General features: G+C 59.5%; 16 protein-coding genes and 1 pseudogene. 8 read left to right on the top strand and 9 right to left on the bottom strand.

Features of this window, described 5'->3' with window-relative positions; translation table 11 throughout:
* Window positions 1-8: 8 nt before the first annotated feature.
* On the bottom strand, window positions 9-1,355 hold the full coding sequence (locus tag ACIOYV_RS12045) for a class II 3-deoxy-7-phosphoheptulonate synthase (RefSeq protein WP_163913213.1): 1,347 nt from the start codon (window positions 1,353-1,355) through the stop codon (window positions 9-11).
* 146 nt (window positions 1,356-1,501) lie between these two features.
* Between ACIOYV_RS12045 and ACIOYV_RS12040 the strand changes: the two genes are divergently transcribed.
* Window positions 1,502-2,257, top strand: coding sequence for a spermidine synthase (locus ACIOYV_RS12040; protein WP_401323927.1), 756 nt, complete (start codon window positions 1,502-1,504; stop codon window positions 2,255-2,257).
* A 112-nt stretch (window positions 2,258-2,369) separates the two neighbouring features.
* Here ACIOYV_RS12040 and ACIOYV_RS12035 read toward each other — a convergent pair whose 3' ends face one another.
* Window positions 2,370-3,161 (bottom strand): crotonase/enoyl-CoA hydratase family protein, encoded by a 792-nt coding sequence (locus ACIOYV_RS12035; RefSeq protein WP_401323925.1) that lies wholly within the window; start codon window positions 3,159-3,161, stop codon window positions 2,370-2,372.
* Between the two features lie 421 nt (window positions 3,162-3,582).
* Between ACIOYV_RS12035 and ACIOYV_RS12030 the strand changes: the two genes are divergently transcribed.
* Window positions 3,583-5,256, top strand: a complete 1,674-nt coding sequence (locus ACIOYV_RS12030; RefSeq protein ID WP_401323923.1) for a DEAD/DEAH box helicase — start codon at window positions 3,583-3,585, stop codon at window positions 5,254-5,256.
* A 215-nt stretch (window positions 5,257-5,471) separates the two neighbouring features.
* On the opposite strand, the gene ACIOYV_RS12025 is transcribed toward ACIOYV_RS12030, so the two are convergent.
* Complete coding sequence (locus ACIOYV_RS12025) at window positions 5,472-6,239, bottom strand: DODA-type extradiol aromatic ring-opening family dioxygenase (RefSeq protein WP_401323921.1); 768 nt, start codon at window positions 6,237-6,239, stop codon at window positions 5,472-5,474.
* Window positions 6,240-6,342: 103 nt separating this feature from the next.
* Between ACIOYV_RS12025 and ACIOYV_RS12020 the strand changes: the two genes are divergently transcribed.
* Window positions 6,343-6,999, top strand: coding sequence for a thiopurine S-methyltransferase (locus ACIOYV_RS12020; RefSeq protein WP_054052047.1), 657 nt, complete (start codon window positions 6,343-6,345; stop codon window positions 6,997-6,999).
* A 199-nt stretch (window positions 7,000-7,198) separates the two neighbouring features.
* Here ACIOYV_RS12020 and htpX read toward each other — a convergent pair whose 3' ends face one another.
* Together htpX and ACIOYV_RS12010 are read right to left on the bottom strand one after the other, a co-directional pair.
* The gene (htpX, locus tag ACIOYV_RS12015; protein WP_010461286.1) at window positions 7,199-8,086 is read right to left on the bottom strand and encodes a protease HtpX; all 888 of its coding nucleotides are present in this window, start codon (window positions 8,084-8,086) and stop codon (window positions 7,199-7,201) included.
* Between the two features lie 316 nt (window positions 8,087-8,402).
* On the bottom strand, window positions 8,403-9,614 hold the full coding sequence (locus tag ACIOYV_RS12010; RefSeq protein ID WP_054052048.1) for a pyridoxal phosphate-dependent aminotransferase: 1,212 nt from the start codon (window positions 9,612-9,614) through the stop codon (window positions 8,403-8,405).
* A gap of 225 nt (window positions 9,615-9,839) precedes the next feature.
* Here ACIOYV_RS12010 and msrB point away from each other — a divergent pair, with 225 nt between their 5' ends.
* From msrB to ACIOYV_RS11995, 3 genes are all read left to right on the top strand, one after another.
* Complete coding sequence (msrB, locus tag ACIOYV_RS12005; RefSeq protein WP_401323918.1) at window positions 9,840-10,232, top strand: peptide-methionine (R)-S-oxide reductase MsrB; 393 nt, start codon at window positions 9,840-9,842, stop codon at window positions 10,230-10,232.
* Window positions 10,233-10,422: 190 nt separating this feature from the next.
* Window positions 10,423-10,908, top strand: a complete 486-nt coding sequence (locus ACIOYV_RS12000; protein WP_054052052.1) for a glutathione peroxidase — start codon at window positions 10,423-10,425, stop codon at window positions 10,906-10,908.
* Entirely contained in the window at window positions 10,905-11,366 is a 462-nt protein-coding gene (locus ACIOYV_RS11995) for a MarR family winged helix-turn-helix transcriptional regulator (protein ID WP_054052054.1), read from the top strand. Before ACIOYV_RS12000 ends, ACIOYV_RS11995 begins: the two co-directional genes overlap by 4 nt.
* Here the strand turns inward: ACIOYV_RS11995 and ACIOYV_RS11990 are convergent.
* Complete coding sequence (locus ACIOYV_RS11990; RefSeq protein WP_401323916.1) at window positions 11,350-13,671, bottom strand: response regulator; 2,322 nt, start codon at window positions 13,669-13,671, stop codon at window positions 11,350-11,352. The genes ACIOYV_RS11995 and ACIOYV_RS11990 overlap by 17 nt on opposite strands.
* Window positions 13,672-13,825: 154 nt before the next feature.
* Here ACIOYV_RS11990 and ACIOYV_RS11985 point away from each other — a divergent pair, with 154 nt between their 5' ends.
* Together ACIOYV_RS11985 and ACIOYV_RS11980 are read left to right on the top strand one after the other, a co-directional pair.
* Window positions 13,826-14,716 (top strand): ATP-binding protein, encoded by an 891-nt coding sequence (locus tag ACIOYV_RS11985; protein ID WP_163913228.1) that lies wholly within the window; start codon window positions 13,826-13,828, stop codon window positions 14,714-14,716.
* Entirely contained in the window at window positions 14,713-15,195 is a 483-nt protein-coding gene (locus tag ACIOYV_RS11980; protein ID WP_054052060.1) for a GAF domain-containing protein, read from the top strand. Before ACIOYV_RS11985 ends, ACIOYV_RS11980 begins: the two co-directional genes overlap by 4 nt.
* Before the next feature lie 135 nt (window positions 15,196-15,330).
* Here ACIOYV_RS11980 and ACIOYV_RS11975 read toward each other — a convergent pair whose 3' ends face one another.
* The 3 genes and pseudogenes from ACIOYV_RS11975 to ACIOYV_RS11965 all read right to left on the bottom strand — a co-directional run bounded on the left by ACIOYV_RS11975 (window position 15,331) and on the right by ACIOYV_RS11965 (window position 22,605).
* Window positions 15,331-18,276: an HD domain-containing phosphohydrolase gene (locus ACIOYV_RS11975; protein WP_401323914.1), complete on the bottom strand. Its 2,946-nt coding sequence runs from the start codon at window positions 18,274-18,276 to the stop codon at window positions 15,331-15,333.
* Between the two features lie 48 nt (window positions 18,277-18,324).
* Window positions 18,325-21,970, bottom strand: a pseudogene (locus ACIOYV_RS11970) (transporter substrate-binding domain-containing protein).
* Window positions 21,971-21,978: 8 nt separating this feature from the next.
* Window positions 21,979-22,605, bottom strand: coding sequence for a response regulator transcription factor (locus tag ACIOYV_RS11965; protein WP_054052066.1), 627 nt, complete (start codon window positions 22,603-22,605; stop codon window positions 21,979-21,981).
* Window positions 22,606-22,865 lie beyond the last annotated feature (260 nt).

Raw genomic sequence — 22,865 nt, 5'->3', positions numbered from 1 at the left:
GACGCGGTTTAGCGTCGAACCTGTTTCAACGTCTCGGCAATCAAAAACGCCAATTCCAGCGACTGATCGGCATTCATCCGCGGATCGCAATGGGTGTGATACCGATCCGACAACCCGTCTTCCGTAATCGGCCGCGCGCCACCAATGCATTCGGTGACGTTCTGCCCGGTCATTTCGATGTGGATACCGCCGGCATAGGTGCCTTCCGCTTCGTGCACCTGGAAGAACTGCTTCACTTCGCCGAGGATCTGCGCAAAGTCGCGGGTCTTGTAGCCGCTGCTGGCCTTGATGGTATTGCCGTGCATCGGGTCGGAACTCCACAGCACTTTCTTGCCTTCACGTTCCACGGCGCGGATCAGTTGCGGCAAGTGATCGCCGACCTTGTTTGCGCCCATCCGCGCGATCAGGTTCAAGCGGCCCGGGTCGTTGTCCGGGTTGAGCACGTCGATCAGGCGAATCAAGTCTTCCGGGTTCATGCTCGGGCCGACTTTCACGCCGATCGGGTTGTTCACTCCGCGCAGGAATTCCACGTGTGCGCCGTCAAGCTGACGGGTGCGATCGCCGATCCACAGCATGTGGGCCGAGCAATCGTAGTAATCGTTGGTCAGGCTGTCGCGACGCACGAAGGCTTGCTCGTAGTTCAGCAGCAGCGCTTCGTGGGCGGTGAAGAAACTGGTTTCGCGCAGTTGCGGCGAACTGTCCATGCCGCAGGCGCGCATGAAGGCCAGGGTTTCATCGATACGATCGGCCAGGTGGCTGTACTTCTCGGCCAGGGCCGAGTTGGCGATGAAATCCAGATTCCATTTGTGCACTTGATGCAGGTCGGCAAACCCGCCTTGGGCGAAGGCGCGCAGCAGGTTCAGGGTCGCGGTGGACTGGTGATAGGACTGCAGCAGGCGTTCCGGGTCCGGCACGCGGCTTTTTTCGTCGAAACCGATGCCGTTGACGATGTCGCCACGGTAGGCCGGCAAGGTTACGCCGTCGATGGTTTCGTCATTCGCCGAACGCGGTTTGGCGAACTGGCCGGCCATGCGCCCGACCTTGACCACCGGACAACCGGCGGCGAAGGTCATGACGATCGCCATTTGCAGCAGCACTTTAAAGGTGTCGCGGATCTTCGCGGCGGAGAATTCGGCGAAGCTTTCGGCGCAGTCGCCGCCCTGCAACAGAAACGCGCGGCCCTGGGTCACTTCGGCAAACTGACGGCGCAACTCCCGGGCTTCACCGGCAAACACCAGCGGCGGATAGCTGGCCAGGGTTTGCTCGACGTGCAGCAAATGCGCGGCGTCGGGGTAGCGGGGTTGTTGCTGGATCGGCAAGGCACGCCAGCTGTCAGGGCTCCAGGGTTGGCTCATCACGGTCTCTAGTGTTTACGCACGGGTCCTTATGTTATCAGCAATTAGTGCGTGACCTGTTCCCGTCGCTTCGCGGACAATCGCGCCTTTGCCGCTTTATGTTGCGGTGTATTGGTTGCCGGGCCCGGTGACGATCTGGAGACGAAATGACTGAGGAGCGCGTCGAGCATCTGCTCGCCGAGGTACAGGATGAGTTCGGCGTGATTCGCGTGCTGGAAGTGGCCGATTATCGCTTTCTCGAATTCGGCGATGCCATCGAGCAAAGCTGCGTATTCACCGCCGACCCGAGTTGGCTGGAGTACGACTACACCCGCGCCATGCTGATCGGTGCGTTGTTCCACGAGCAGCCGGAAAGCGCGCTGTTCCTCGGCCTCGGTGCCGGCACGCTGACCCAGGCCTGCCTCAAGTTCCTGCCGCTGGAAGACGTCGAAGCCATCGAATTGCGCCCCGACGTGCCGCGCTTGGCCATTGAATATCTTGGGCTGGATGACGATCCCCGACTGTATATCCGCGTTGGTGATGCGCTGGAGTTGCTGGAAACGGCTGAGCCGGCGGACCTGATTTTCGTCGACCTCTATACCGATGTCGGGCCGGGTGTCGGGCACCTGGCCTGGAGCTTTCTGGAAAACTGTCAGAAACGCCTGAATCCGGGTGGCTGGCTGGTGATCAATCAGTGGGCCACCGACGACGGTAAACCGCTGGGGGCGGCATTGTTTCGCGGGCTCTATCACCGGCATTACTGGGAACTGCCGGTGAAGGAGGGCAACGTGATCCTGATCGTGCCGTCAGAGCTGGATCAGGAGCTGGACATGGACAGCCTGATCGCACGGGCCGAAGGGCTGGCGCCGCAGTTGGGGTATTCGTTGCTGTCGTTGATTAAGGCGATTCGGCCGGCGACTTGATGCGCTGCCTGTGAGGGCCTCTTCGCGGGCAAGCCTCGCTCCTACAAAGGTTGCGCATGACCTGTAGGAGCGAGGCTTGCCCGCGAAGGCAATATCCGCATCGCCACAAACCTCACACCCCTTTGAATACGCCCGGCCGCTTCTCGATCATCGACCGCACACCTTCCTTGGCGTCCTCGCTGGCCAGCAACTTCTTCACCATCGGCGGCAACGCCTGCGCCGCCGCTGTCTCTCCTTCATAACGCGCCTGTCTGGCCGACATCAACGTCGCCTGAACCCCCAGCGGCGCCTGCCGGGCGATGCGCTCCGCCAGTTCAATCGCCCTCGGCAACAGATCCTCGCTGGCCATGACTTCCTGGACCAATCCAAGGCGCAACGCGTCATGGGCATCGAATTCATCGCCGGTCAGCAACCAGCGCATGGCATTGCCCCAACCGGCGACCTGATGCAGGCGCAACGTGGCGCCGCCGAACGGGAAGATCCCGCGCTGCACTTCCATCTGTGCGAAACGGGTGTTGCTGGCGCAGAGGTTGATGTCGGCGGCCAGCATCAGCTCGATGCCGATGGTCAGGCAGTAGCCTTGCGCGGCGACGATCACCGGTTTGCTCACCCGTGGTCCGGCGAACACGCCCCACGGATCACAGCCGCCGGCGGGTGCCTGCCAGCCTTCGGCGAGGGCGGCGCTGGCATTGATCAGGTCGAGCCCGGCGGTGAAATGCTCGCCATGGCCGAACACCACCGCCACCCGCGCCTCGCTGTCGGCCTCGAACTCGCCGTAGGCCAGGCTCAGTTCGTTAAGCAGATCCAGATCGAAGGCGTTGCGCTTGGCGACCCGGTCCAGGCCAAGTAACAAGACATGACCACGTCGTTCACGGCTGACACGGCTGGAAACGGTCTGATTCATGGGGCATTTCCTCGGGCGGGAAGGGGAGGTCAGACCGAAGGTCTGCGTCACAGGGGTGAACCGTTTTAGCGCCATCACCAGCAGGGCCGGGCCTTTGAAAAATAGACCGTTGCGCGATTATCCGCAAAGCCTGTGACACAACGGTATATACGTCAGTTTTCCGACAAATAATGCTCCCTTTTTGGCCGAATTCCGGTATAGTGCGCGCCGGCCTTTAACCGGGCCGCGTTTAGGTAGCGCAATTCCCCGAAGTCAGCTTCGGCTGCACGTCCGCACAGCGGACTCTCCCTTGACGAATCTTTTTCATTCATTCGTTTTCGCAAATCCCCGCCGACAAAGCAGCCAGGGCGACTCTTGAGTCTTACACGGCATGCGCAGCTTTGGAGCATGGGTCTTTGCGGATGCACTTAGAGGCAGACCCATGACCCAGGAAACCGGCGGCTTCGCCGCTTTTAATCTTAATCCGAATATTCTTGCAGCCGTCATTGCGACCGGCTACGAAGAACCTTCGGCTATTCAGCAGCAATCGATCCCGATCATCATGGCCGGCCACGACATGATTGGCCAGGCGCAAACCGGTACCGGTAAAACCGCCGCGTTCGCACTGCCTATCCTGCATCGCATCGATCCTGCCAAGCGCGAGCCGCAAGCCCTGATCCTGGCGCCAACCCGTGAGTTGGCGCTGCAAGTAGCAACCGCTTTCGAAACCTACGCCAAGCAAATGCCGGGCGTTACCGTTGTGGCCGTTTACGGCGGCGCCCCTATGGGCCCACAACTGAAAGCAATCCGTAATGGCGCACAGATCGTTGTCGCCACTCCGGGTCGTCTGTGCGACCACCTGCGTCGTGACGAAAAAGTCCTGTCGACCGTGAACCACCTGGTTCTCGACGAAGCGGACGAAATGCTCAAACTGGGTTTCATGGACGACCTCGAAGTTATCTTCAAGGCTCTGCCACCAACCCGTCAGACCGTATTGTTCTCGGCGACCCTGCCGCAGTCGATCCGTGCCATTGCCGAGCGTCACCTGCGTGATCCGCAGCACGTTAAGATCCAGACCAAGACTCAGACCGTTACCGCGATCGAACAGGCTCACCTGTTGGTTCACGCTGACCAGAAGACCTCGGCTGTATTGAGCCTGCTGGAAGTCGAAGACTTCGACGCCCTGATCTTGTTCGTGCGCACCAAGCAAGCGACCCTGGACCTGGCCAGTGCCCTGGAAGCCAAAGGCTACAAAGCCGCTGCGCTGAACGGTGACATCGCCCAGAACCAACGTGAGCGCGTAATCGAATCCCTCAAGGATGGCCGTCTGGACATCGTTGTTGCGACCGACGTAGCTGCTCGTGGCCTGGACGTTCCGCGTATCACTCACGTGTTCAACGTTGATATGCCGTACGACCCGGAATCCTACGTTCACCGTATCGGCCGTACCGGCCGTGCTGGTCGCGAAGGTCGTGCACTGCTGCTGGTGACTCCACGTGAGCGCCGCATGCTGCAAGTGATCGAGCGTGTAACCGGTCAAAAGGTTGCCGAAGTTCGCCTGCCGGACGCTCAAGCTGTTCTTGATGCCCGCATCAAGAAGTTGACCAACAGCCTGTCGCCGCTGGTAGCTGACGCCGAATCGACTCACGGTGATCTGCTTGATCGCCTGACCGCTGACATCGGTTGCACCCCGCGTGCCCTCGCCGCTGCTCTGTTGCGCAAAGCCACCAACGCTCAGGCGTTGACCCTGGCTGCAATCGAGAAAGAACGTCCACTGGTGCCGAACAACGCACCGCGTGGCGATCGTCCAGAGCGTACCGGTGATCGTCCGGACCGTGGTGATCGTGAGCGTCGTGCTCCGGTTCCATTGGCTGAAGGTCGTGCTCGTTGCCGTACCGCGCTGGGTGCGCGTGATGGTATCGCTGCCAAGAACCTGCTGGGCGCTATCCTGAACGAAGGTGGCCTGGCTCGCGAAGCAATCGGTCGCATCCAGGTGCGTGACAGCTTCAGCCTCGTCGAGCTGCCGGAAGATGGTCTGGAAAAACTCCTGACTAAACTGAAGGACACTCGCGTTGCTGGCAAGCAGTTGAAGCTGCGTCGCTATCGCGAAGATTAATCCGCTCTCGGGCTGATTGATCGCACATAAAAAATCCCCGACTGGTTCGGGGATTTTTTTTGCCTGCTGTTAGTGCTTGGCTGAAGACCGAGGTGCCCTCATTCGCGAGCAGGCTCGCTCCCACAGTGGATCTCCAGTGAACACAATATCTGTGTATTGCAGAGATTCCCTGTGGGAGCGAGCCTGCTCGCGAAGGGCGCGACACGGTCTGACTGTCAGCCAAACCGGTAAATATCCATCCCCAGCGCCCCCATGGTGAACCCCTGGTGCGCAATCCCGAACTCACCCCCGGCCCCACGAGCAAAGTACAACGGCAGCAAATGCTCATCACTCGGATGGTTGCGCACAGCATTCGGCGCCTGCTGACGATAATCATGCAGCGCGGCCTCGTCATCGGCAGCGAGTTTCTCAATCATCCAGTCGCGGAACGCCTTGGCCCATGGCTCAACGCTCTCCGGGCCGGCATGCCAGTCCAGTTCACGCAGGTTGTGGGTGATGCTGCCGGAGCCGATCAACAGCACGCCGTGGTCACGCAGGCTGGCCAGGGCATGACCGACACGGGTTTGCAGCGCCGGACCGCCGCGGGTGGGCAGTGAGACTTGTACCACTGGAATATCGGCCTGCGGGTACATCAATGACAACGGCACCCAGACCCCGTGATCGAACGGCCGCTTGGCGTCGATGCGCGCAGGCAGACCATCGGCTTTCAGCAATTCGACCACCTCGGCCGCCAGTTGTGGATTACCGGGCGCCGGGTATTGCACGTCGAACAGGGCTTTGGGGAAACCACCGAAGTCATGCCAGGTATCAGGCTGCGGATTGCCGCTGACCAGCAGCTCGTTGCTTTCCCAGTGCGCAGACACGATCACGATGGCTTTCGGTTTCGGCATTTCTGCAGCCAGGCGCGCCAGGGCCGGGCCGCTGGCGCCCGGTTCCAGTGCCAACATGGGCGAACCATGGGATATGTACAGGCTGGGGAACATGAATGAGCTCCTGAGGGGTAAGATGGCGTCATCTTCAGTCAGATCATTGATCTAAATCTAATATAAGTTTTAGGGTCTTTTGATCGAATTTTCGGGATTAATTATGCAGCCGGAGTTTTGGCACAAGCGGTGGACGACGAATCAGATCGGCTTCCACCTGCCGGAAGTGAATCCATATCTGCAACGGTACTGGCCGCAACTGAGCCTGGAAGAGGGCGCGCGGGTGCTCGTGCCGCTATGCGGGAAAAGCCTGGATCTGCTGTGGCTGGCCAAATGCGGTCACGAGGTGCTGGGCATCGAGTTGTCGGAAAAAGCCGTGGAAGACTTTTTCCATGAACATCAATTCGACCCGGACGTCAGCGACCAAGGCCCTTTCACGGTGTATCGCGCGGGCTCGATTGAAATATGGTGCGGCGATTTCTTCGCACTGACCGCCGGCGATGTGGCTGATTGCAGCGCGTTGTACGACCGCGCGGCGTTGATCGCTTTGCCGCCGAAGATGCGTGAGCAATACGCCGAGCACCTGAAGCGGATTCTGCCGAAGGATTCCCTGGGGATTCTGATTACCCTCGACTACGACCAGGCGCAAAAGGACGGCCCGCCGTTTGCCGTGCTGGATGATGAAGTGCAGAAGCTGTTTGGTGCATCGTGGGAGCTGAAGATTCTGGAGGACCAGGATGTTCTGGGTGAGAGCTGGAAGTTTGTCGAGAGCGGCGTGACACGGCTTGAAGAGCGGGTGTATCGGGTTTCCAGTCGTTAAGGTGTGGCGAGCTTGATGGCCTCATCGCGAGCAAGCTCGCTCCCACAATGGATCTGTGGTGATCACAAAATTGTGTTTCAACTCGGTCAACTGTGGGAGCGAGCTTGCTCGCGATGAGGCCCGACTGAGCACCACAAAAACCGCCAGACAAAAAAAGGCCCGCATTCAATGCGGGCCTTTTCTTTTAGTGCGAAGCCAATCAGCCCCGACGACGCAACGCGTCAATACGCTCTTCCAGCGGCGGGTGGCTCATGAACATGCGGGCGAAGCCCTGTTTGATGCCACCGTTGATGCCAAAGGCGTTCAAGGTGTCCGGCATGTGCACCGGCAGACCTTGTTCTGCCCGCAGGCGTTGCAGGGCGCCGATCATTGCGCTAGTACCGGCCAGGCGTGCGCCGGCTTCGTCAGCGCGGAATTCGCGTTTGCGCGAGAACCACATGACGATCGAGCTGGCCAGGATGCCCAGCACCAGTTCGGCGAAGATGGTCGCGATGTAATAGGCGATGCCCTGGCCTTCTTCGTTCTTGAAAATCACCTTGTCGACAAAGTTGCCGATGATCCGCGCGAAGAACATCACGAAGGTGTTCACCACGCCCTGGATCAGGGCCAGAGTGACCATGTCGCCATTGGCCACGTGACCGATCTCGTGGGCCAGCACGGCTTTGACTTCATCCGGCGAGAACCGCTCGAGCAAGCCCTGGCTGACGGCGACCAGCGCGTCGTTCTTGTTCCAGCCGGTGGCGAAGGCGTTAGCCTCGTAGGCCGGGAAAATCCCGACTTCAGGCATCTTGATCCCGGCTTCCCGGGACAGTTGCTCGACCGTTTGCAGCAGCCATTGCTCGTGACGGGTGCGCGGCTGGCTGATGATTTGGGTGCTGGTGCTCATCTTCGCCATCCACTTGGAGATGAACAGCGAGAACAGGGAACCGGCGAAACCGAAGACCGCACAGAAAATCAGCAGCTGATTGAGGTTGAGATCAACCCCGTTGGCCGCCATGAACCCGTTGAAGCCGAAAAGGCTCAGGGTGATGCTGGCAATCAGCACGACCGCCAGGTTAGTGGCCAAAAACAGCAGGATGCGCATCATGGTTGTAGAAATCTCCTCATACTAAAGATGTAGCGTACTGCGGGGTATATAAGGTGCTGCACCGTGCTATTCAACCGGGTGACTATTTCAAACTGTGTCCTACAGCAATAGTTTAGCTGCGTGCAGGGCATTTCCGACGCGGACGCAGGAAGGGTTTGACAGACGATTAACCGCGTAGCCCCCGTCTTTGTTAGACGCGAGCGCAGATACCGTCATCAGGCAGCGATGGCAACAAGGGTGTGCGGCAAGATATAGAGATGTGTTGCTGAATCAATCACCGTGCGACCCGGACCTGCGCCGCACGGTGACCGTCGGCTTACTGGCGGTAAGTCTTGAGGAAGTTGCCGATCCGGCCGATGGCCTGATCCAGTTCGTCGACCCGGGGCAGGGTGACGACGCGGAAGTGATCCGGCCATGGCCAGTTGAACGCCGTGCCTTGCACCACCAGCAGCTTCTCGGAGAGCAGCAGGTCGAGCACGAACTTCTCGTCGTTGTGAATCGGGCAGACTTTCGGATCGATCCGCGGGAACGCATACAGCGCGCCCATCGGCTTGACGCAGCTCACGCCCGGAATGTCATTGAGCAATTCCCAGGTGCGGTTGCGTTGTTCCAGCAAGCGACCTTGCGGCAAGACCAGGTCATTGATGCTCTGGTAGCCGCCGAGTGCGGTCTGGATCGCGTGCTGGCTTGGCACGTTGGCACACAGGCGCATGTTGGCCAGCATGTCGATGCCTTCGATGTAGCTCTGGGCGTGGTGTTTCGGCCCGGAAATGGCGATCCAGCCAGAACGGAAACCGGCCACGCGGTAAGACTTGGACAGACCATTGAAGGTCAGGCACAACAGGTCCGGCGCCAGCGAAGCGGTGCAGATGTGCACGGCATCGTCGTAGAGGATCTTGTCGTAGATCTCGTCGGAGAACACCACCAGGTTGTGCGAGCGGGCCAGTTCGAGCATGCCCAGCAACACTTCCTTCGAGTACACCGCGCCGGTCGGGTTGTTCGGGTTGATGATCACCAGGGCCTTGGTGTTCGGGGTGATCTTGGCCTTGATGTCGGCCAGGTCCGGGAACCAGTCGGCGCCCTCGTCGCACAGGTAGTGCACCGGGTTGCCGCCCGCCAGGCTTACGGCGGCGGTCCACAACGGGTAATCCGGAGCCGGCACCAGCACTTCGTCGCCGTTGTTGAGCAGGGCCTGCATCGACATCACGATCAGCTCGGACACGCCGTTGCCCAGGTAGATGTCTTCGATGCCGACGCCTTCGACCTGCTTCTGCTGGTAATACTGCATCACCGCTTTGCGCGCGCTGAACAGGCCCTTGGAATCGCTATAGCCCTGGGCGGTCGGCAGGTTGCGGATCACGTCCTGGAGGATTTCATCCGGCGCTTCGAAACCAAAGGGCGCCGGGTTGCCGATGTTCAGCTTGAGGATGCGATGGCCTTCCTCTTCCAGGCGTTTGGCGTGCTTGAGCACTGGGCCGCGAATGTCGTAGCAGACGTTGGCGAGCTTGTTCGATTTGCTGACCTGCATGGCGATGTGTTCCCGAAAATGAACGATCCAGGCGGCGGATGGACAACCGTACTGGGAATCCTGCGTAATCACACAGGCCTGACGCCTTCAGTGGCGACACTCATAATCCGTTTGAATGCGCGGGGTCTGGCTGCCAGACTGGCGTTTGACGAGGCGCAATCATACGTGCCGCCCGATCCGTGGAAAAGGTACAGATCGGGCTTTTTCAGCTGCTGAGGTGTGACGATGGAAAAGTTGGATAAAACCCTGGAAGAATGGAAGGCGATGCTCGACCCGGAGCAGTACAACGTTTGCCGCCTCAAGGGCACCGAACGGCCGTTCTCCGGCAAGTACAACGACACCAAGATTGACGGCGTCTACCACTGCATCTGCTGCAACGAGCCGTTGTTCGATTCCAAGACCAAATTCGATTCCGGCTGCGGCTGGCCGAGCTTCTACGCGCCGATCGGTGAGAGTGCGATGGTCGAGATCCGTGACGTCAGCCACGGCATGATCCGCACCGAAGTGGTCTGCGCCAAATGCGACGCGCACCTGGGGCACGTGTTCCCGGATGGCCCGCCACCGACCGGTTTGCGTTACTGCATCAACTCGGTGTGCCTGGACCTGGTGCCACGCTAGTAATCCGAGTCCCGTAGGAGCGAAGCTTGCTCGCGAAGGCGTCTTAACATTCGACATTGATGTTGACTGACCGGACGCCTTCGCGAGCAAGCTTCGCTCCTACAGGGGATCGGTATTGAATAATTAGATTGCACACAATTCAATTGCTTACTATGTTTGACGCTTCTTCCTTCATCTGGAGCCCGAACCCATGAGCGACAACCTGCTGAACATCCCGGTCACTACCATCAAGGGTGAACAGAAAACCCTGTCCGACTTTGCCGGCAAAGCCGTGTTGGTGGTCAATACCGCCAGCAAATGCGGTTTCACCCCGCAGTACAAAGGTCTGGAAGAACTGTGGCAGACCTACAAGGATCAAGGCTTGGTGGTGCTGGGTTTCCCCTGCAACCAGTTCGGCAAGCAGGAGCCCGGCAACGAAGGTGCGATTACCGAGTTCTGCGAGCTGAACTACGGTGTCAGCTTTCCGCTGTTCAAAAAGATCGACGTCAACGGGTCCGACGCCCATCCGCTGTTCGTCCAATTGAAGAAGCGTGCGCCGGGCCTCTTGGGTTCCCAAGGCATCAAGTGGAACTTCACCAAGTTCCTGATCGGCAAGGACGGCCAGTTGGTCAAGCGTTTTGCCCCGGCCACCAAGCCGCAGGACTTGACCGCCGAGATCGAAGCGCTGCTGAAATGAACAGCGTTTCCGCCGATTCCCTGAAACTCGACAGCCAGCTCTGCTTCAAGCTGTATGCCGCTTCCCGGGCGGTGATTCGTGGCTACAAGCCGATGCTCGATCAGCTCGGCCTGACCTACCCGCAATACCTGGTGATGCTGGTGTTGTGGGAATGGCAGGAAGAGGCGCCGGAGCAGCCGACCGTCAAGGCGCTGGGCGAACGTCTGGCGCTGGATTCCGGCACGCTCACGCCGTTGCTCAAGCGGCTTGAGCAACTGCAACTGGTGCAGCGCCAGCGTTCGGCGCGGGATGAGCGTGAGGTGCACCTGAGCCTGTCGCCCGCCGGCCAAGCCTTGCGCGAGCAGGTCGGGCCGCTCAAGGCGCGTCTGCTGTGCGACAGCGGCGTGGACCTGAATCGCCTGAATGAGCTGCGTGACGGCCTCGATCAGTTGTTGGGGCAGATCAAGGCACTGTCGTAGTCGGGATCCACAAGTCGAGCAGGGCAGCCAGCTCTTCCCGGCGGAAGGGCTTGGCCAGGTAGTCGCTCATGCCCGCCGCGCGGCAGCGTTCGCGTTCTTCGGACATGGCATTGGCGGTCAGGGCGACGATCGGCAGCTGCGGCCAACGCCCGCTGCGACGAATGTGCCGACTGGCCTCGTAGCCGTCCATCACCGGCATGTTGCAGTCCATCAGCACCAGATCGAATTCGCTCAGCTCAAGTTGATCCAGGGCTTCGGCGCCGTGGGCGGCGACAATCACTTCGCAGCCGAGTTTGCCGAGCATGCCCTTGGCCACCAATTGATTGACCGGGTTGTCCTCCACCAGCAGCACCCGACCGCGCCGTTGGGGCGTGAGGGCGTCGAGTTGCGCGTCGTTGATCGTCGCTGTGTCCGGCTGCAACACCCGGCGCAACGTCTGGTACAGCGCGTTGCGGGCCAATGGCCGCGCCTGTTGTTGCAAAGGTGCCAGGGCTGCAGCTTCTTCGCTGGGCATGAAACTGCCATAAGCCGTCACCAGCAGGATCGGCGCCGTCAGCGTGGGGCGCAGGCCGAACAGGCATTCCGGGCAGTCGGTGATCAGGACATCGGGATCCAGCCCCAGCAACGAGTCTTCAATGGAGCGCTGCTGATAGTCGAGGCCCCATAACGGCAGCAGGCTTTTCAAGAGTTCCGCCAGGCCACTGCTGGCCGTCGTAATCGCGATGACTTTGCCTTGCAGCGGCGGGGGCGCAATCGCGCGGGTGTGGCAAGGCAGTGGCAAGTCGGCGCAGAACTGGCTGCCGAACCCGGCTTCGGAACTGATCGTCAGCCTTCCTTGCATCGCTTCGCAGAGGTTGTAAGTCAGGGCCAGGCCCAACCCGGTGCCGCCGAATTGCCGGGTAATGCCGGCGCCGGCCTGGGTGAAAGGCTGGAAGATTTTGACCTGCGCATCCTGAGCGATGCCGATACCGGTGTCGCACACCTCGATGCGCACGCCATCTTCAAACGTCGAAAGCCGCACATCGACCCGCCCGAATCGGGTGAACTTGAGGGCGTTGGACAGCAGGTTGCTGACAATCTGCCGCACCCGGGTCGGGTCGCCCAACACCAGGGCTGGAAACTGCGGATCGATCAGGCAGGCCAGTTCGACGCTGGGTGCGGCGTTCTGCGACAGCAGGTTGGCGGTGTCCTCAATCAACGAGCCGAGGTCGAACGGTATATGTTCGAGCTCCAGCTGCCCGGCGTCGAATTTCGAAAGGTCGAGAATATCGTTGAGCAGTTCCACCAACACTTTGCCCGAGTCATGCGCGATCGACAGTTGCTGTTGTTGCTCGGCATTCAACGGGCCGTCGAGCGAGAGCGCGATCATCCCCAGCAAGCCGTTGAGCGGCGTGCGGATCTCGTGACTCATGTTGGCCAGGAACGCCGAGCGCGCTTCAGCCATGTCGAGTGCGGTGCTGCGGGCGACTTCCAGCTCTTCATTTGATTGGCTGAGCCGGGTGTTGATGGCCTTGAGTTCGGCAGTGCGCGCCGAGACGATGTTTTCCAGTTGCGCGAGGTAGTCGGTCAGGCGGTTTTCCGCGTTGCGCCGTTGCTGGATTTCGGTGGCGATGTTCTCAAACTGTTGATTGGCCACTTTGACCAGCACACCGATTTCATCGTTTTCATGCCCCGCCGGGTATTCCAGCCACGTCGGTTCCGCGCTGCGCGGATCGCGGCCGCTGAGTTCGCGGATGACCCGCACCAGCGGCTTGGTCAGCATCACATAGAACAGCGCCAGGAGGATGCCGGTCAGGATCAGGCTACGGGCGAAACCGTTGAGCAAGGTCACTTCGGCCCGGCGCAGGAAGCGGTTGCCGAAGGAATAGGTGTCGACCTCAAGCTTCAAGGTGCCGAGGGATTCGTCGGGCAAATGGTCGAGGTAGAGCCGGTCTTCGAACTGCCGGTTGGCGCCGAACAGGAAGTCGCTGATCACCCGGTAACCGCTTTGCAAGCCCTGGCGCTTGACGCTGGCCAGCACGGTATTGTTGTTATCGGTCAATTGCGCGCTGATGATCGCCGGCGAACGCAACAGGCCCATGGTCAGCTCCTGGGCGAGTTCGGCGTCGATGTTGTAGGCGATGCGTGAGGCCGGGTTATGGCTGATTTCCAGCAACGACAGGATTTCGCGGTTGATGGAGGCGTCTTCGCTGGCATAATCGATGCCTATTTGCACCAGACTGAGCAAGGTGCCCAGTATGAAACCGACCAGCACAGTAAGCCGGGCCTGCTTGTAAGACAGCCGGTGGGTGAACTTGATATCCATGGGGTGTTGAACCACTTCCGTTTCCCTTCGCTGCTCAAGCATAGTCGATCATGCATGGATACCGATGTTCCCACGTCATCCTCTTTCGAGGGTGCTGGTTGTTGTAAGTTGCTGTATCGCCATCATTACTGTGAAACGTGCCCGAGGAGAAGACGTGGATTCCCGATTGAATGCTTTTCTTGAACGCGCCGATGCCGTTCTGGCCCGTATCGAACCCCTGCTGCCGGCCCCTCGGCAAACCATCGACTGGGCGCATTGCCTGGCCGCGCGCTGGCAGCGTGAGGGTCGCAGCGGTTTCCTGTTGCCGCTGCAAGTCAGCCTCGACACCCGTTTGACCGACCTGATCGGTGTCGATCGCCAAGTGGAACAACTGGGCCGCAACACCCAGCAATTTATCGACGGCATGCCGGCCAACCATGCACTGCTCTGGGGCTCGCGTGGCACCGGAAAATCGTCGCTGGTCCGCGCGTTGCTGGCCGAACACGCTGCCGCCGGTTTGCGCCTGATCGAGATCGAGCGCGATCACTTGGCGGACTTGCCGCGTATCGTCGAACAGATTGCCAAATTGCCCCAGCGTTTCGTGCTGTTCTGCGATGACTTGTCGTTCGAATCGGGCGAAGGCGATTACCGCGTGCTCAAGAGCGTGCTCGACGGCTCCCTGGAGCAGGCGCCGGACAACGTTCTGCTGTACGCCACGTCCAACCGCCGCCACCTGGTGCCGGAAAAGGAAAGCGACAACGAAAACTGGAAACGCGTCGATGGCGAACTGCATCCCAGCGAAGCGGTGGAAGACAAAATCGCGCTTTCGGACCGTTTTGGTCTGTGGCTGTCGTTCTATCCGTTTACCCAGGAACACTTCCTCAATGTGGTCGAGCACTGGATCGGGCAACTGGCCGACAAGGCCGGCCTCGCCTGGCAGCGCACCGAAGAGCTGGATATCCTCGCGGTCCGCTGGGCGACTGGCCGGGGTAATCGCAATGGCCGTTGCGCTTATCAATTTGCACGTTATTGGGTTGGACTGAAGTTGTTGGAGAACAAGGCATGATCGATTTACAACAAAGCGGCCAGGGCCTTGAAGGCTACGGCATGCTGCACGCACAGCTGGAATCCTTGCTGGCGGACGAGCGGGATTTCATCGCCAACGCCGCGCAGTTTTCTGCGTTTCTGTTCAATCAGCTCGATGACCTGAACTGGGCCGGTTTCTACCTCAATCGCAACGAAGAGCTGGTGCTGGGCCCGTTCCAGGGGCAGATCGCCTGTGTGCGGATTCCGTTCGGTCGTGGTGTATGCGGGGCGGCTGCGGCCACTTTGCAGACGCAGCTGGTGGAGGATGTGCATGCGTTTCCAGGGCACATCGCCTGCGACAGCGCCTCGAACAGCGAACTGGTGGTGCCACTGGTCAAGGACGGCCGACTGATCGGCGTGCTGGACCTGGACAGCCCGAAACTGGCGCGGTTTACCGCTGACGATCAGGCTGGCATCGAGCAACTGGCGGCGATCTTCCTGCGTTTGACGGATTGCTGATCACAACTGATAGCCTTCTGCATACAACCTGTGGGAGCGAGCTTGCTCGCGATAGCAGTCTTACATTCAACACATGTATTGCCAGTCAGTCCGCCATCGCGAGCAAGCTCGCTCCCACAGGGATTTTGACCGGCATTACTGCAAGCCCGCCTTGGCCAGCAGGCTTTCTGCGTCCACGACATCGATCTGTTTCGGGTCGAGGAATTGCTCGGCGTACTGCCGGTAAATCTGCTCGTTGATAAACAGCCCGAATAGTTCCGGATCGATATGGGCATCGCGGCACATCGTGGCCATGATGCCCAGCGCTTCGCTCAAGGACTTGGCTTTCTTGTAGGGGCGATCGGCTGCGGTCAGCGCCTCGAAAATATCGGCAATCGCCATCATCCGCGCCGGCAGGCTCATGTCGTCGCGCTTCAATTGTTTGGGGTAACCGGTGCCGTCCATTTTTTCGTGGTGGCCGCCGGCGATTTCCGCGACGTTGTTGAGGTGGCCGGGGAAGGGCAGGTGGCTGAGCATCAGAATCGTCTGCACCATGTGGTGATTGATGATGTAGCGCTCTTCGCGGGTCAGGGTGCCCCGGGGAATGCTCAGGTTGTAAAGCTCGCCGCGATTGTATTTGTGGTGCGGCACATCGAGCTTGAAACCCCAGGGATTGTCGGCGGGGATCAGTTCGCTTTCGGCACGTTCCAGCAGGTGCTCGGGTTTGTCCGCCAGCAACGGTTCACTGACCGGCAGCGCTGGCGCCGGATTTTGTGCCTGGCGGCGGTTCTCTTCCCAGGACACCCCCAGTCGATCATCCAGGGTTCGGGTCCAGGTGCGTTGGGCGATCAGGTTCAGACGCTTGAGGTCAGCCTCGGCCATCGCCTCGCCGCCCAGGTTGCAACGGGCGATAAAGGCGAAGTCATCGTCCAGCCCGGCCAGATTGGCATTGCGCAGTTCAGCCAGGTGGTGTTCGTCGCCACCCAGGGCGATGGCCTGCCAATAGTTGATCCAGGCGTCACGCTTGAGCACTTCGAAACGGGTGCGGATTTCGTGGATGCGATCGTTCAGGGTTTCCAGTTTGGTCGCCTTGTCGACCACATATTCAGGCGTGGTGACCTTGCCGCAATCGTGGAGCCAGGCGGCAATGTGCAGGGCTTCCCACTCATCTTCGGTGGGCTGGTAGCCGCTGAACGCGGGCTCTTGGCTGGCTGCGGCCGCCTGGGCGAGCATCAGGGTCAGCGCCGGCACACGCTGGCAATGACCGCCGGTGTACGGGCTCTTGGCATCGATCGCGCCGGCCAGCAGTTGAATGAACGAATCCAGCAGTTGTTTTTGCTTGGCCTGCAGACGCTGGCTTTCGATACTCACCGCCGCCGCGCCGGACACCGCTTGCAGAAACGCGATGCGATCCGGGCGAAGTTTTTCCAGGTCGCCTGGGCTGCCACTGTCGGCCAGCAGCAAAATCAGCAAACCGACGGTTTCGTTATGCCGATTGCGCAGCCGAATGCCAATCAAATGCACCCGTGGGCTCTCCATGGCCAGCAAGACTTTCTGCAAATCCCCGGCCTGTTCGAAACCGAGACTGGCGACCACATTGTCGGCAGCCGCCAACTGTTGCAGCCACGATGGGCTCTGCGGATTCTGCAGTTCATGTCCCTGAACACCGAACGACGGCAAGGGTTGTGACGCGCCGTTGATCACCAGGCCATGGGGCTCGATGCGATCGCTGTCACTTTCGCGCAGGTAGATCAGGCCAGCCTGGGCCTGGGCGATTTTTACCGTTTCAAACAGCACCCTTTGCAGCAAGGGCGCGAACCGGGTTTCGGCACACAGGCTGTCGGTGATCTGGAAAAAACTCCCCAAGGTGTCCTTCATCCGCACCATCGACACATGTAACTGATCGACTTCCAGCACCGGTGAACGACGACTGGCGGGAAAGTTGAAATCGAAACTGCGAATCGCATCGGCTTCCTTCACCAGTGCACGCAAGGGCTTGACCAGGATCCGCGACGTCAGCCAACCCACCGGCAGGCACAACAATAAAGTGGTCAGGGTGATCAGCGCCCCTTGCCAGCGCATGCGGTAGGCATCGACCAGCAATTCATCCTCGGGCACCAGCAATGCCATCTGCAAACCCTCGGGGCCACCCTCCTGCATGTGGCTGCGGGCGACGATCCATTGCCGGCCAGCGACGTCCAGGCGCTTGCCCGTCTGTGGGTTGGCGAGCAGGGCGCCGAGAACGGGGCTCAGGTCGGCGGCTTTGCTAAGGCGGGCGGTCTGGTCGTCGATGATCAGTTTGCGGCTGTCGGGATAGGCAATCGCGTTGCCCTCGGCATCGAACAACGCAATCTCGGTGCTGGGGGTGACGACGTGTTTGGCCAGGGTCGCGGAAAGCTCGGCCAGGGTCAGGTCGGCGCCCATCACCGCACCGTCGCCACTGCGCCGGGCCAGTGTGGTGCCGACGTTATGGGTAGAGAAAAAAATGTAGGGTTCGGTGGTGATCTGGTCCGTGTCCTGCCGAGCATTGGTAAACCAGTCGCGGGTTCGCGGATCGTAGCTTTCGTCGGCAATCTGTTGGCGGCTGATGAGGTTAAGGGCCGCGTCGTAGAACAGGAATTGGGAGACAACCTGAGCGCCGCTGCCCTGATGTTCGATGCTCCACACCTGATAGGCCGCCGTGTCCGGCGCCTTGAGCTGCGTCTTCAAGGCTTCGGTGCGCAACGGCCGGACCATGAAGAAATCGCCATTGCCGTAGCCCAGGTACAGCGAGGCCAGGTTGGGATTGTCCTTGAGTGACTGGCTGAACGGCTTGAGCAGCGCCAGGCGCGACTCAAGCGTCGGGGCCTGGGTGTCCGGTGTGTCGGCCAACAGGCTCAACAGGTGCCGAATCGGCTCATAGGTCGATTGCAGGTCCAGGCGTACATCCTGCTCGATGCGATTGAACAGCTTTTCGCTGCTGGACAGGATGATCTGCGTGGTCTGCTGGTAATTGAAAATGCCCAGCACCACGCCGGTCAGCAACAGCAGGAAAGTGAACATGACGCTGATATGGACGTGCAGGGGAAACCGGCGTTGATCCGGGCGCAGTGGGCTGGGCATCACGGTCTCTCCATAGTGGTTAACGCACTGCTCAGCGTCCAAGCATAGTTAAGGCTCCGTCATTTTGCTGTGGGCGTTCAGGTCAATCTGTTGCAGCAACGCGCGCTCCAGTTCGAGCATGGCCAGATCCATGTTTTTGATGGCGTGGCCCAGTTCATTTTCAGCCGCTGGTGCCTGGCAGGCTTTTTCGAGCGCCTGGCAACAATCGATCAATCGGGAGGCCTGGATGATGCGGGCCGCGCCTTTGATTTTATGCGCGATGTCGAGCAGGGCCTGATGGTCATCGAGAGTGGACAAGCCCAGCAGCTCCTGGCGATCCAGGTGGTTGCTGCTCAACAGTTCGTCCAGCAATCGCTGGGTCATTTGTGGATTGCCCCCCGTCAACAAGTCCAGCCCTTGCAGATTGAACGGCTGCTCACGAACCGATGGCTCGATGCCTTCGACCCACTGACTCAATGCCACCAGGCTCAGAGGTTTGAACAGGCAATCATTCATGCCTGCGTGCTTGCAGCGGTGTATTTCTTCCGGCTGCGCATTGGCGGTAAACCCCAGCACGGTGCATGGCGTGCGTTGTTGCTGCCGTTCATGCTCGCGGATGGCGCGGGCCAGGTCGTAGCCATTCATGATGGGCATGTTGCAATCGACCACCACCAGATCGAAAAGCTCGACCTTCCAGGCATCCAGCCCGGCCTGGCCATCGTTGGCCCCGGTAAACCGATGCCCCAAGTATTCCAGTTGTTGGCACATGAGCAAGCGGTTGGCTGGATGATCGTCGACCACCAGAACATTCAACGGCGTGCGGGTGGTGTGGATGGGGGTTTCAACCCGGTCCGGCGCTTGCTCCGGCGCCAATGTTGCCAAGTGCAAAGAAAGGCTGACCTGAGTGCCCACCCCCAGCTGACTGCTCAGTTGCAGGCTGCCGCCCATCATTTCGCACAATTGGCGACTGATCACCAGGCCGAGCCCGGCACCGCACCTGGCCAGTTGCCCGGAATTGTCAGCCTGGGCAAACGGTTCGAACAGACGCTGCTGATCCTGTTCGCTGATGCCGACCCCGCTGTCCCGGACCTGTACCTGCATCCGCGTATGCTCGGGCTCCTCAGCCGGCAATAGCTCGACGGTAATCCTGACCTCGCCCTGTTGCGTAAACTTGATGGCATTGCTGACCAGATTCGACAGCACCTGTTTAAAGCGCAGCGGGTCGAGCAGCACATCCACGGGCGGCTGGGGCGGGTTGAACTCCAGCAGCAAGTGAAGGTTTTTTTGCCGGGCCAGCCCGTCGAAAATCCTCACCACCGAGGCCACGATTTCCCCCGGATTGACCCGTTCCGGGCTCAGGCTCAGGCGACCGGATTCGATCCGGGCAATGTCGAGAATGTCGCCGATCAACTCCAGCAAGTCTTTTGCCGAGCTGTAGGCGGTTTCGATGGACGAATGATGCTGATGCCCTTGATCCATTCGTTTGAGGGTCAGCTCCAGCATGCCGATCACCGCGTTCATGGGGGTGCGGATTTCGTGGCTCATGGTGGCCAGGAACGTACTTTTGGCCCGGTTGGCCTCATCGGCCTGCTCTTTGGCGGCTCGCAGCTTGTCGAACAATTGCCGCCGTTCGCTGATATCGATCCAGCCGCCGATGATGCCTTGCACTTCACCGCTGGAGTCGCGGTAGGGCAGGATCCAGTGATAGATCGTCAGCCGACGGCCGCCGATGTGCAACGGACGGTCGACAATCAACGGCAACCCTTCGGCCACGACCCGTTGATAGTCAGCCTGAAACTCTTGGGCTTCGAAGGCATTGTTCATGTTGCCCGGCATCACGCATTTGCCGATCACGTCCTCGCGTTTCGCCTGGAAAACCTCCAGGTAACTGTCGTTGCAGCTTTGCAGAAGCCCCTGGCGGTCACGTACATAAATCGGGTGTGGCGTGCCGTTGACCAGCGAGCGCATGAATTCGAATTGATCGTTCAGCGCGCGCTCGGCCGCCTTGCGCTGATTGATCTGACGGCGCATCCAGGCGTTCCAGGCCATGGAAATCAGCAACGGGCACGCTGGCGCCGATCACGAGCTGATAGAACACCCGGTGAAAGTTGTTCCAGGTCTTTTCCGAAGCCGCCGAGTAGCCACGCCAGCGACTGTTGATCACGCCCAGTTCTTCCGGGGCAATGCTCAGTAACGCTTTGTCGATGATCGAACTCAGTTCGGTGGCGCCCCGCGCCGTGGCCAGGGAGAACGCCGCCTGCTGGGTGCCGATGGTGGTGCTGATCTGCAATTTGTGTTCGAAGATGCGCGACGAAATAAAGTAATTGGCGATGACCAGTGAGTTGACGGCACCTTCTACCTGGCCCTCGGCGAGCAATTCCACGGCGTGAAAGGTGTCCGGCGTTTCAATCAGGTGGATACGCGGGAACTCGCTGCGCAGATAGTCCACCAGTGGGTTGCCCTGGGCGATGGCCAGGCGCTTTTCCTGTAGCTGCGAAAGGTGGGTCGCGCTGTCGGGGGACTTGCGCGTCAGCAGCACAAAGGAGTTTTCCAGGTACGGGCGGCTGAAGTTCAGCTGCGCTTCGCGTTGAGGAGTCGGCAGCAGCGCCGCGATCAGGTCGGCCTGATTGCCTTTGACCAGCGCGATCATTTGATCGTCGCCGCGGCTGCGCTGGATGTCGAAGCGCAAGCCGGTGCGCAAGCGGATCAGTTCGAGAAGGTCGGCGGTGACGCCGCGAAAGTTGCCGTCGCTGTCAAAAAACGTCAACGGTGCAAACGCTTCGTTGACCACCACACGGACGACAGGGTGCTGCGCCAGCCAGCGCTGTTCGCGGTCCGTCAGTTGCAGCTTGTGATCAGTGAGGAGAATGTCGCTGCCGGCGCTCCAGCGCTTGGCGATGTTTTCCCGTTCGCTGGTGGGGACGGCGTTGAGTATCGCGTTGACGATCAGTAGTAGGTCTGTGTTGTTCTTGTGTACGGCAAAACTGAAACCGTGAGCTTCGTGTTTACCGAAATTGGCCATGCGGATGTTGTTCAGGTAACCCTTGTTGATCATGTAGTGGGCGGAAATGGTGTCGCCGAGAAAAACGTCAGCCTGGTCGAAGGCCACCGCATTGATTGCATTCTGATAAGAGGGGTAGTCGGTGATGATCGCCTTCGGGTACAGCGCCTGAACTTCTTCCCGCGGTAAATAGTGATACACCATGCTCAGTCGCAGCCCGGCGAGTCCGTCGGTCAGTGAGCGGGTTTCTCCCTCCCGGGTTACCAGTACCGGTTGATCCACCGCATAGGGCACGGACAGTTGAATGTCGGCATTGTGTGCTTCGAATCCGTTGGCCGTGCCGAGGAGGTCGACCTCACCGTTTTCCAGTGCTTCGATGGCGGCATTGCGGCTCGCGTAGCGCTGGACCTTGACTGGCAAGCCCATGGCCTGCCCGAGGATCCCGGCATAATCAGCGGTGAAGCCTTCATAGTCACGGCCGCTGACAGTCAGGTCAAAAGGCGGGTAATCCGGGGCAGATGTGCCCACGATCAGTTCGCGTTTATTGTTAGCCCATTGCCGTTGTGATTTATCCAGTTGGACTTCCAGATGTCCGACTGTGGCGCGGCTGAACAGGGTGTAGTTCTCGACGGCGTTATGCGTCGCGGACACTGAAGTGCTCAGGCATAAACCCGCGCTCAATATTATTAGATAGTCCTTTATGCTGCTGGGCATCCTGTCTCTCACACTAAGGCGTTACGTTTTGCCATCTCGATGAGCGCTACCAGGGATTTGGCCTTGAGTTTTTGCATGAGTCGTTTTTTATAAGTGCTGACAGTCTTGTTGCTCAGGAACATGCCTTTGGCGATTTCCTTGTTAGTGCGCCCTTGAGCGAAAAGTTGCAACACCATCAGTTCCCGGTCATTCACGGACTTGAACAATTCAAGTTCGGCGTAGCGCACATCATCCGGGCGCACCGGGTTCAAGGCCTGGCTCGGGAAGTAGTTGTAGCCCGACAGGACGGCCTTGATGGCGCTCATCAATTCACTGAGATCTTCCTGTTTGCACACATACCCCGAAGCGCCGGATTGCATGCAGCGAATGCCGAATAGCGTTGGGCATTGCGCCGTCAGCACCAGGGTTTTCAGCGGGGTGCTCATTGCATTGAAGCGAGAGAGAACTTCCAGCCCATCGAGTTTGGGGATGCTGATGTCGAGAATGATCAAGTCGGGCATGCATTCACGAACCATCTGCATGGCATCGACCCCATTATCGGTTTCGCCCACGACTTTATAGCCCTCATGCTCCAGCAACATCCGGACAGCAAGGCGGATGACGGGGTGATCGTCGACAATAAAAACGGAGTTCATAATCAAGTCCCATACGTGCGCGAATAAAGCGCGCACATTAGCTCAGTTGCTTAGTACAGGCGGTAACAGTTATTCAATCTAAGGCATTGAAAATAAATGACTTTTAAAAAGTAACGGTTTTTGAGGTGGGGCTTGGGATGTGCGGTGTATGTTACTTATTTTGCCCGTAGATGCTCCGGGCTCACCGTTGCATGGATGACGTCAGAGGAAAAAGCTGTGGGAGTATCTGCTCTTGTTGCCGGCCAACGAATGAGCAACTC

Origin of the sequence: Pseudomonas sp. NPDC087342 (assembly GCF_044744265.1) — a bacterium.
Classification (GTDB): domain Bacteria; phylum Pseudomonadota; class Gammaproteobacteria; order Pseudomonadales; family Pseudomonadaceae; genus Aquipseudomonas; species Aquipseudomonas nunensis.
Note: the sequence above shows the minus strand (reverse complement) of the source record. Positions and strands in the feature narration are given on the sequence as shown.

Excerpts from the sequence above, each read along its gene's own strand:
- ACIOYV_RS11975 (WP_401323914.1), bottom strand. The coding sequence starts at position 18,276 with ATGCCCAGCCCACTGCGCCCGGATCAACGCCGGTTTCCCCTGCACGTC.
- ACIOYV_RS12000 (WP_054052052.1), top strand. The coding sequence starts at position 10,423 with ATGAGCGACAACCTGCTGAACATCCCGGTCACTACCATCAAGGGTGAA.
- ACIOYV_RS11990 (WP_401323916.1), bottom strand. The coding sequence starts at position 13,671 with ATGGATATCAAGTTCACCCACCGGCTGTCTTACAAGCAGGCCCGGCTT.
- ACIOYV_RS12045 (WP_163913213.1), bottom strand. The coding sequence starts at position 1,355 with ATGAGCCAACCCTGGAGCCCTGACAGCTGGCGTGCCTTGCCGATCCAG.
- ACIOYV_RS11995 (WP_054052054.1), top strand. The coding sequence starts at position 10,905 with ATGAACAGCGTTTCCGCCGATTCCCTGAAACTCGACAGCCAGCTCTGC.
- ACIOYV_RS12010 (WP_054052048.1), bottom strand. The coding sequence starts at position 9,614 with ATGCAGGTCAGCAAATCGAACAAGCTCGCCAACGTCTGCTACGACATT.
- ACIOYV_RS12040 (WP_401323927.1), top strand. The coding sequence starts at position 1,502 with ATGACTGAGGAGCGCGTCGAGCATCTGCTCGCCGAGGTACAGGATGAG.
- ACIOYV_RS12025 (WP_401323921.1), bottom strand. The coding sequence starts at position 6,239 with ATGTTCCCCAGCCTGTACATATCCCATGGTTCGCCCATGTTGGCACTG.
- ACIOYV_RS12035 (WP_401323925.1), bottom strand. The coding sequence starts at position 3,161 with ATGAATCAGACCGTTTCCAGCCGTGTCAGCCGTGAACGACGTGGTCAT.
- ACIOYV_RS11965 (WP_054052066.1), bottom strand. The coding sequence starts at position 22,605 with ATGAACTCCGTTTTTATTGTCGACGATCACCCCGTCATCCGCCTTGCT.
- msrB (WP_401323918.1), top strand. The coding sequence starts at position 9,840 with ATGGAAAAGTTGGATAAAACCCTGGAAGAATGGAAGGCGATGCTCGAC.
- ACIOYV_RS12030 (WP_401323923.1), top strand. The coding sequence starts at position 3,583 with ATGACCCAGGAAACCGGCGGCTTCGCCGCTTTTAATCTTAATCCGAAT.
- htpX (WP_010461286.1), bottom strand. The coding sequence starts at position 8,086 with ATGATGCGCATCCTGCTGTTTTTGGCCACTAACCTGGCGGTCGTGCTG.
- ACIOYV_RS11980 (WP_054052060.1), top strand. The coding sequence starts at position 14,713 with ATGATCGATTTACAACAAAGCGGCCAGGGCCTTGAAGGCTACGGCATG.
- ACIOYV_RS12020 (WP_054052047.1), top strand. The coding sequence starts at position 6,343 with ATGCAGCCGGAGTTTTGGCACAAGCGGTGGACGACGAATCAGATCGGC.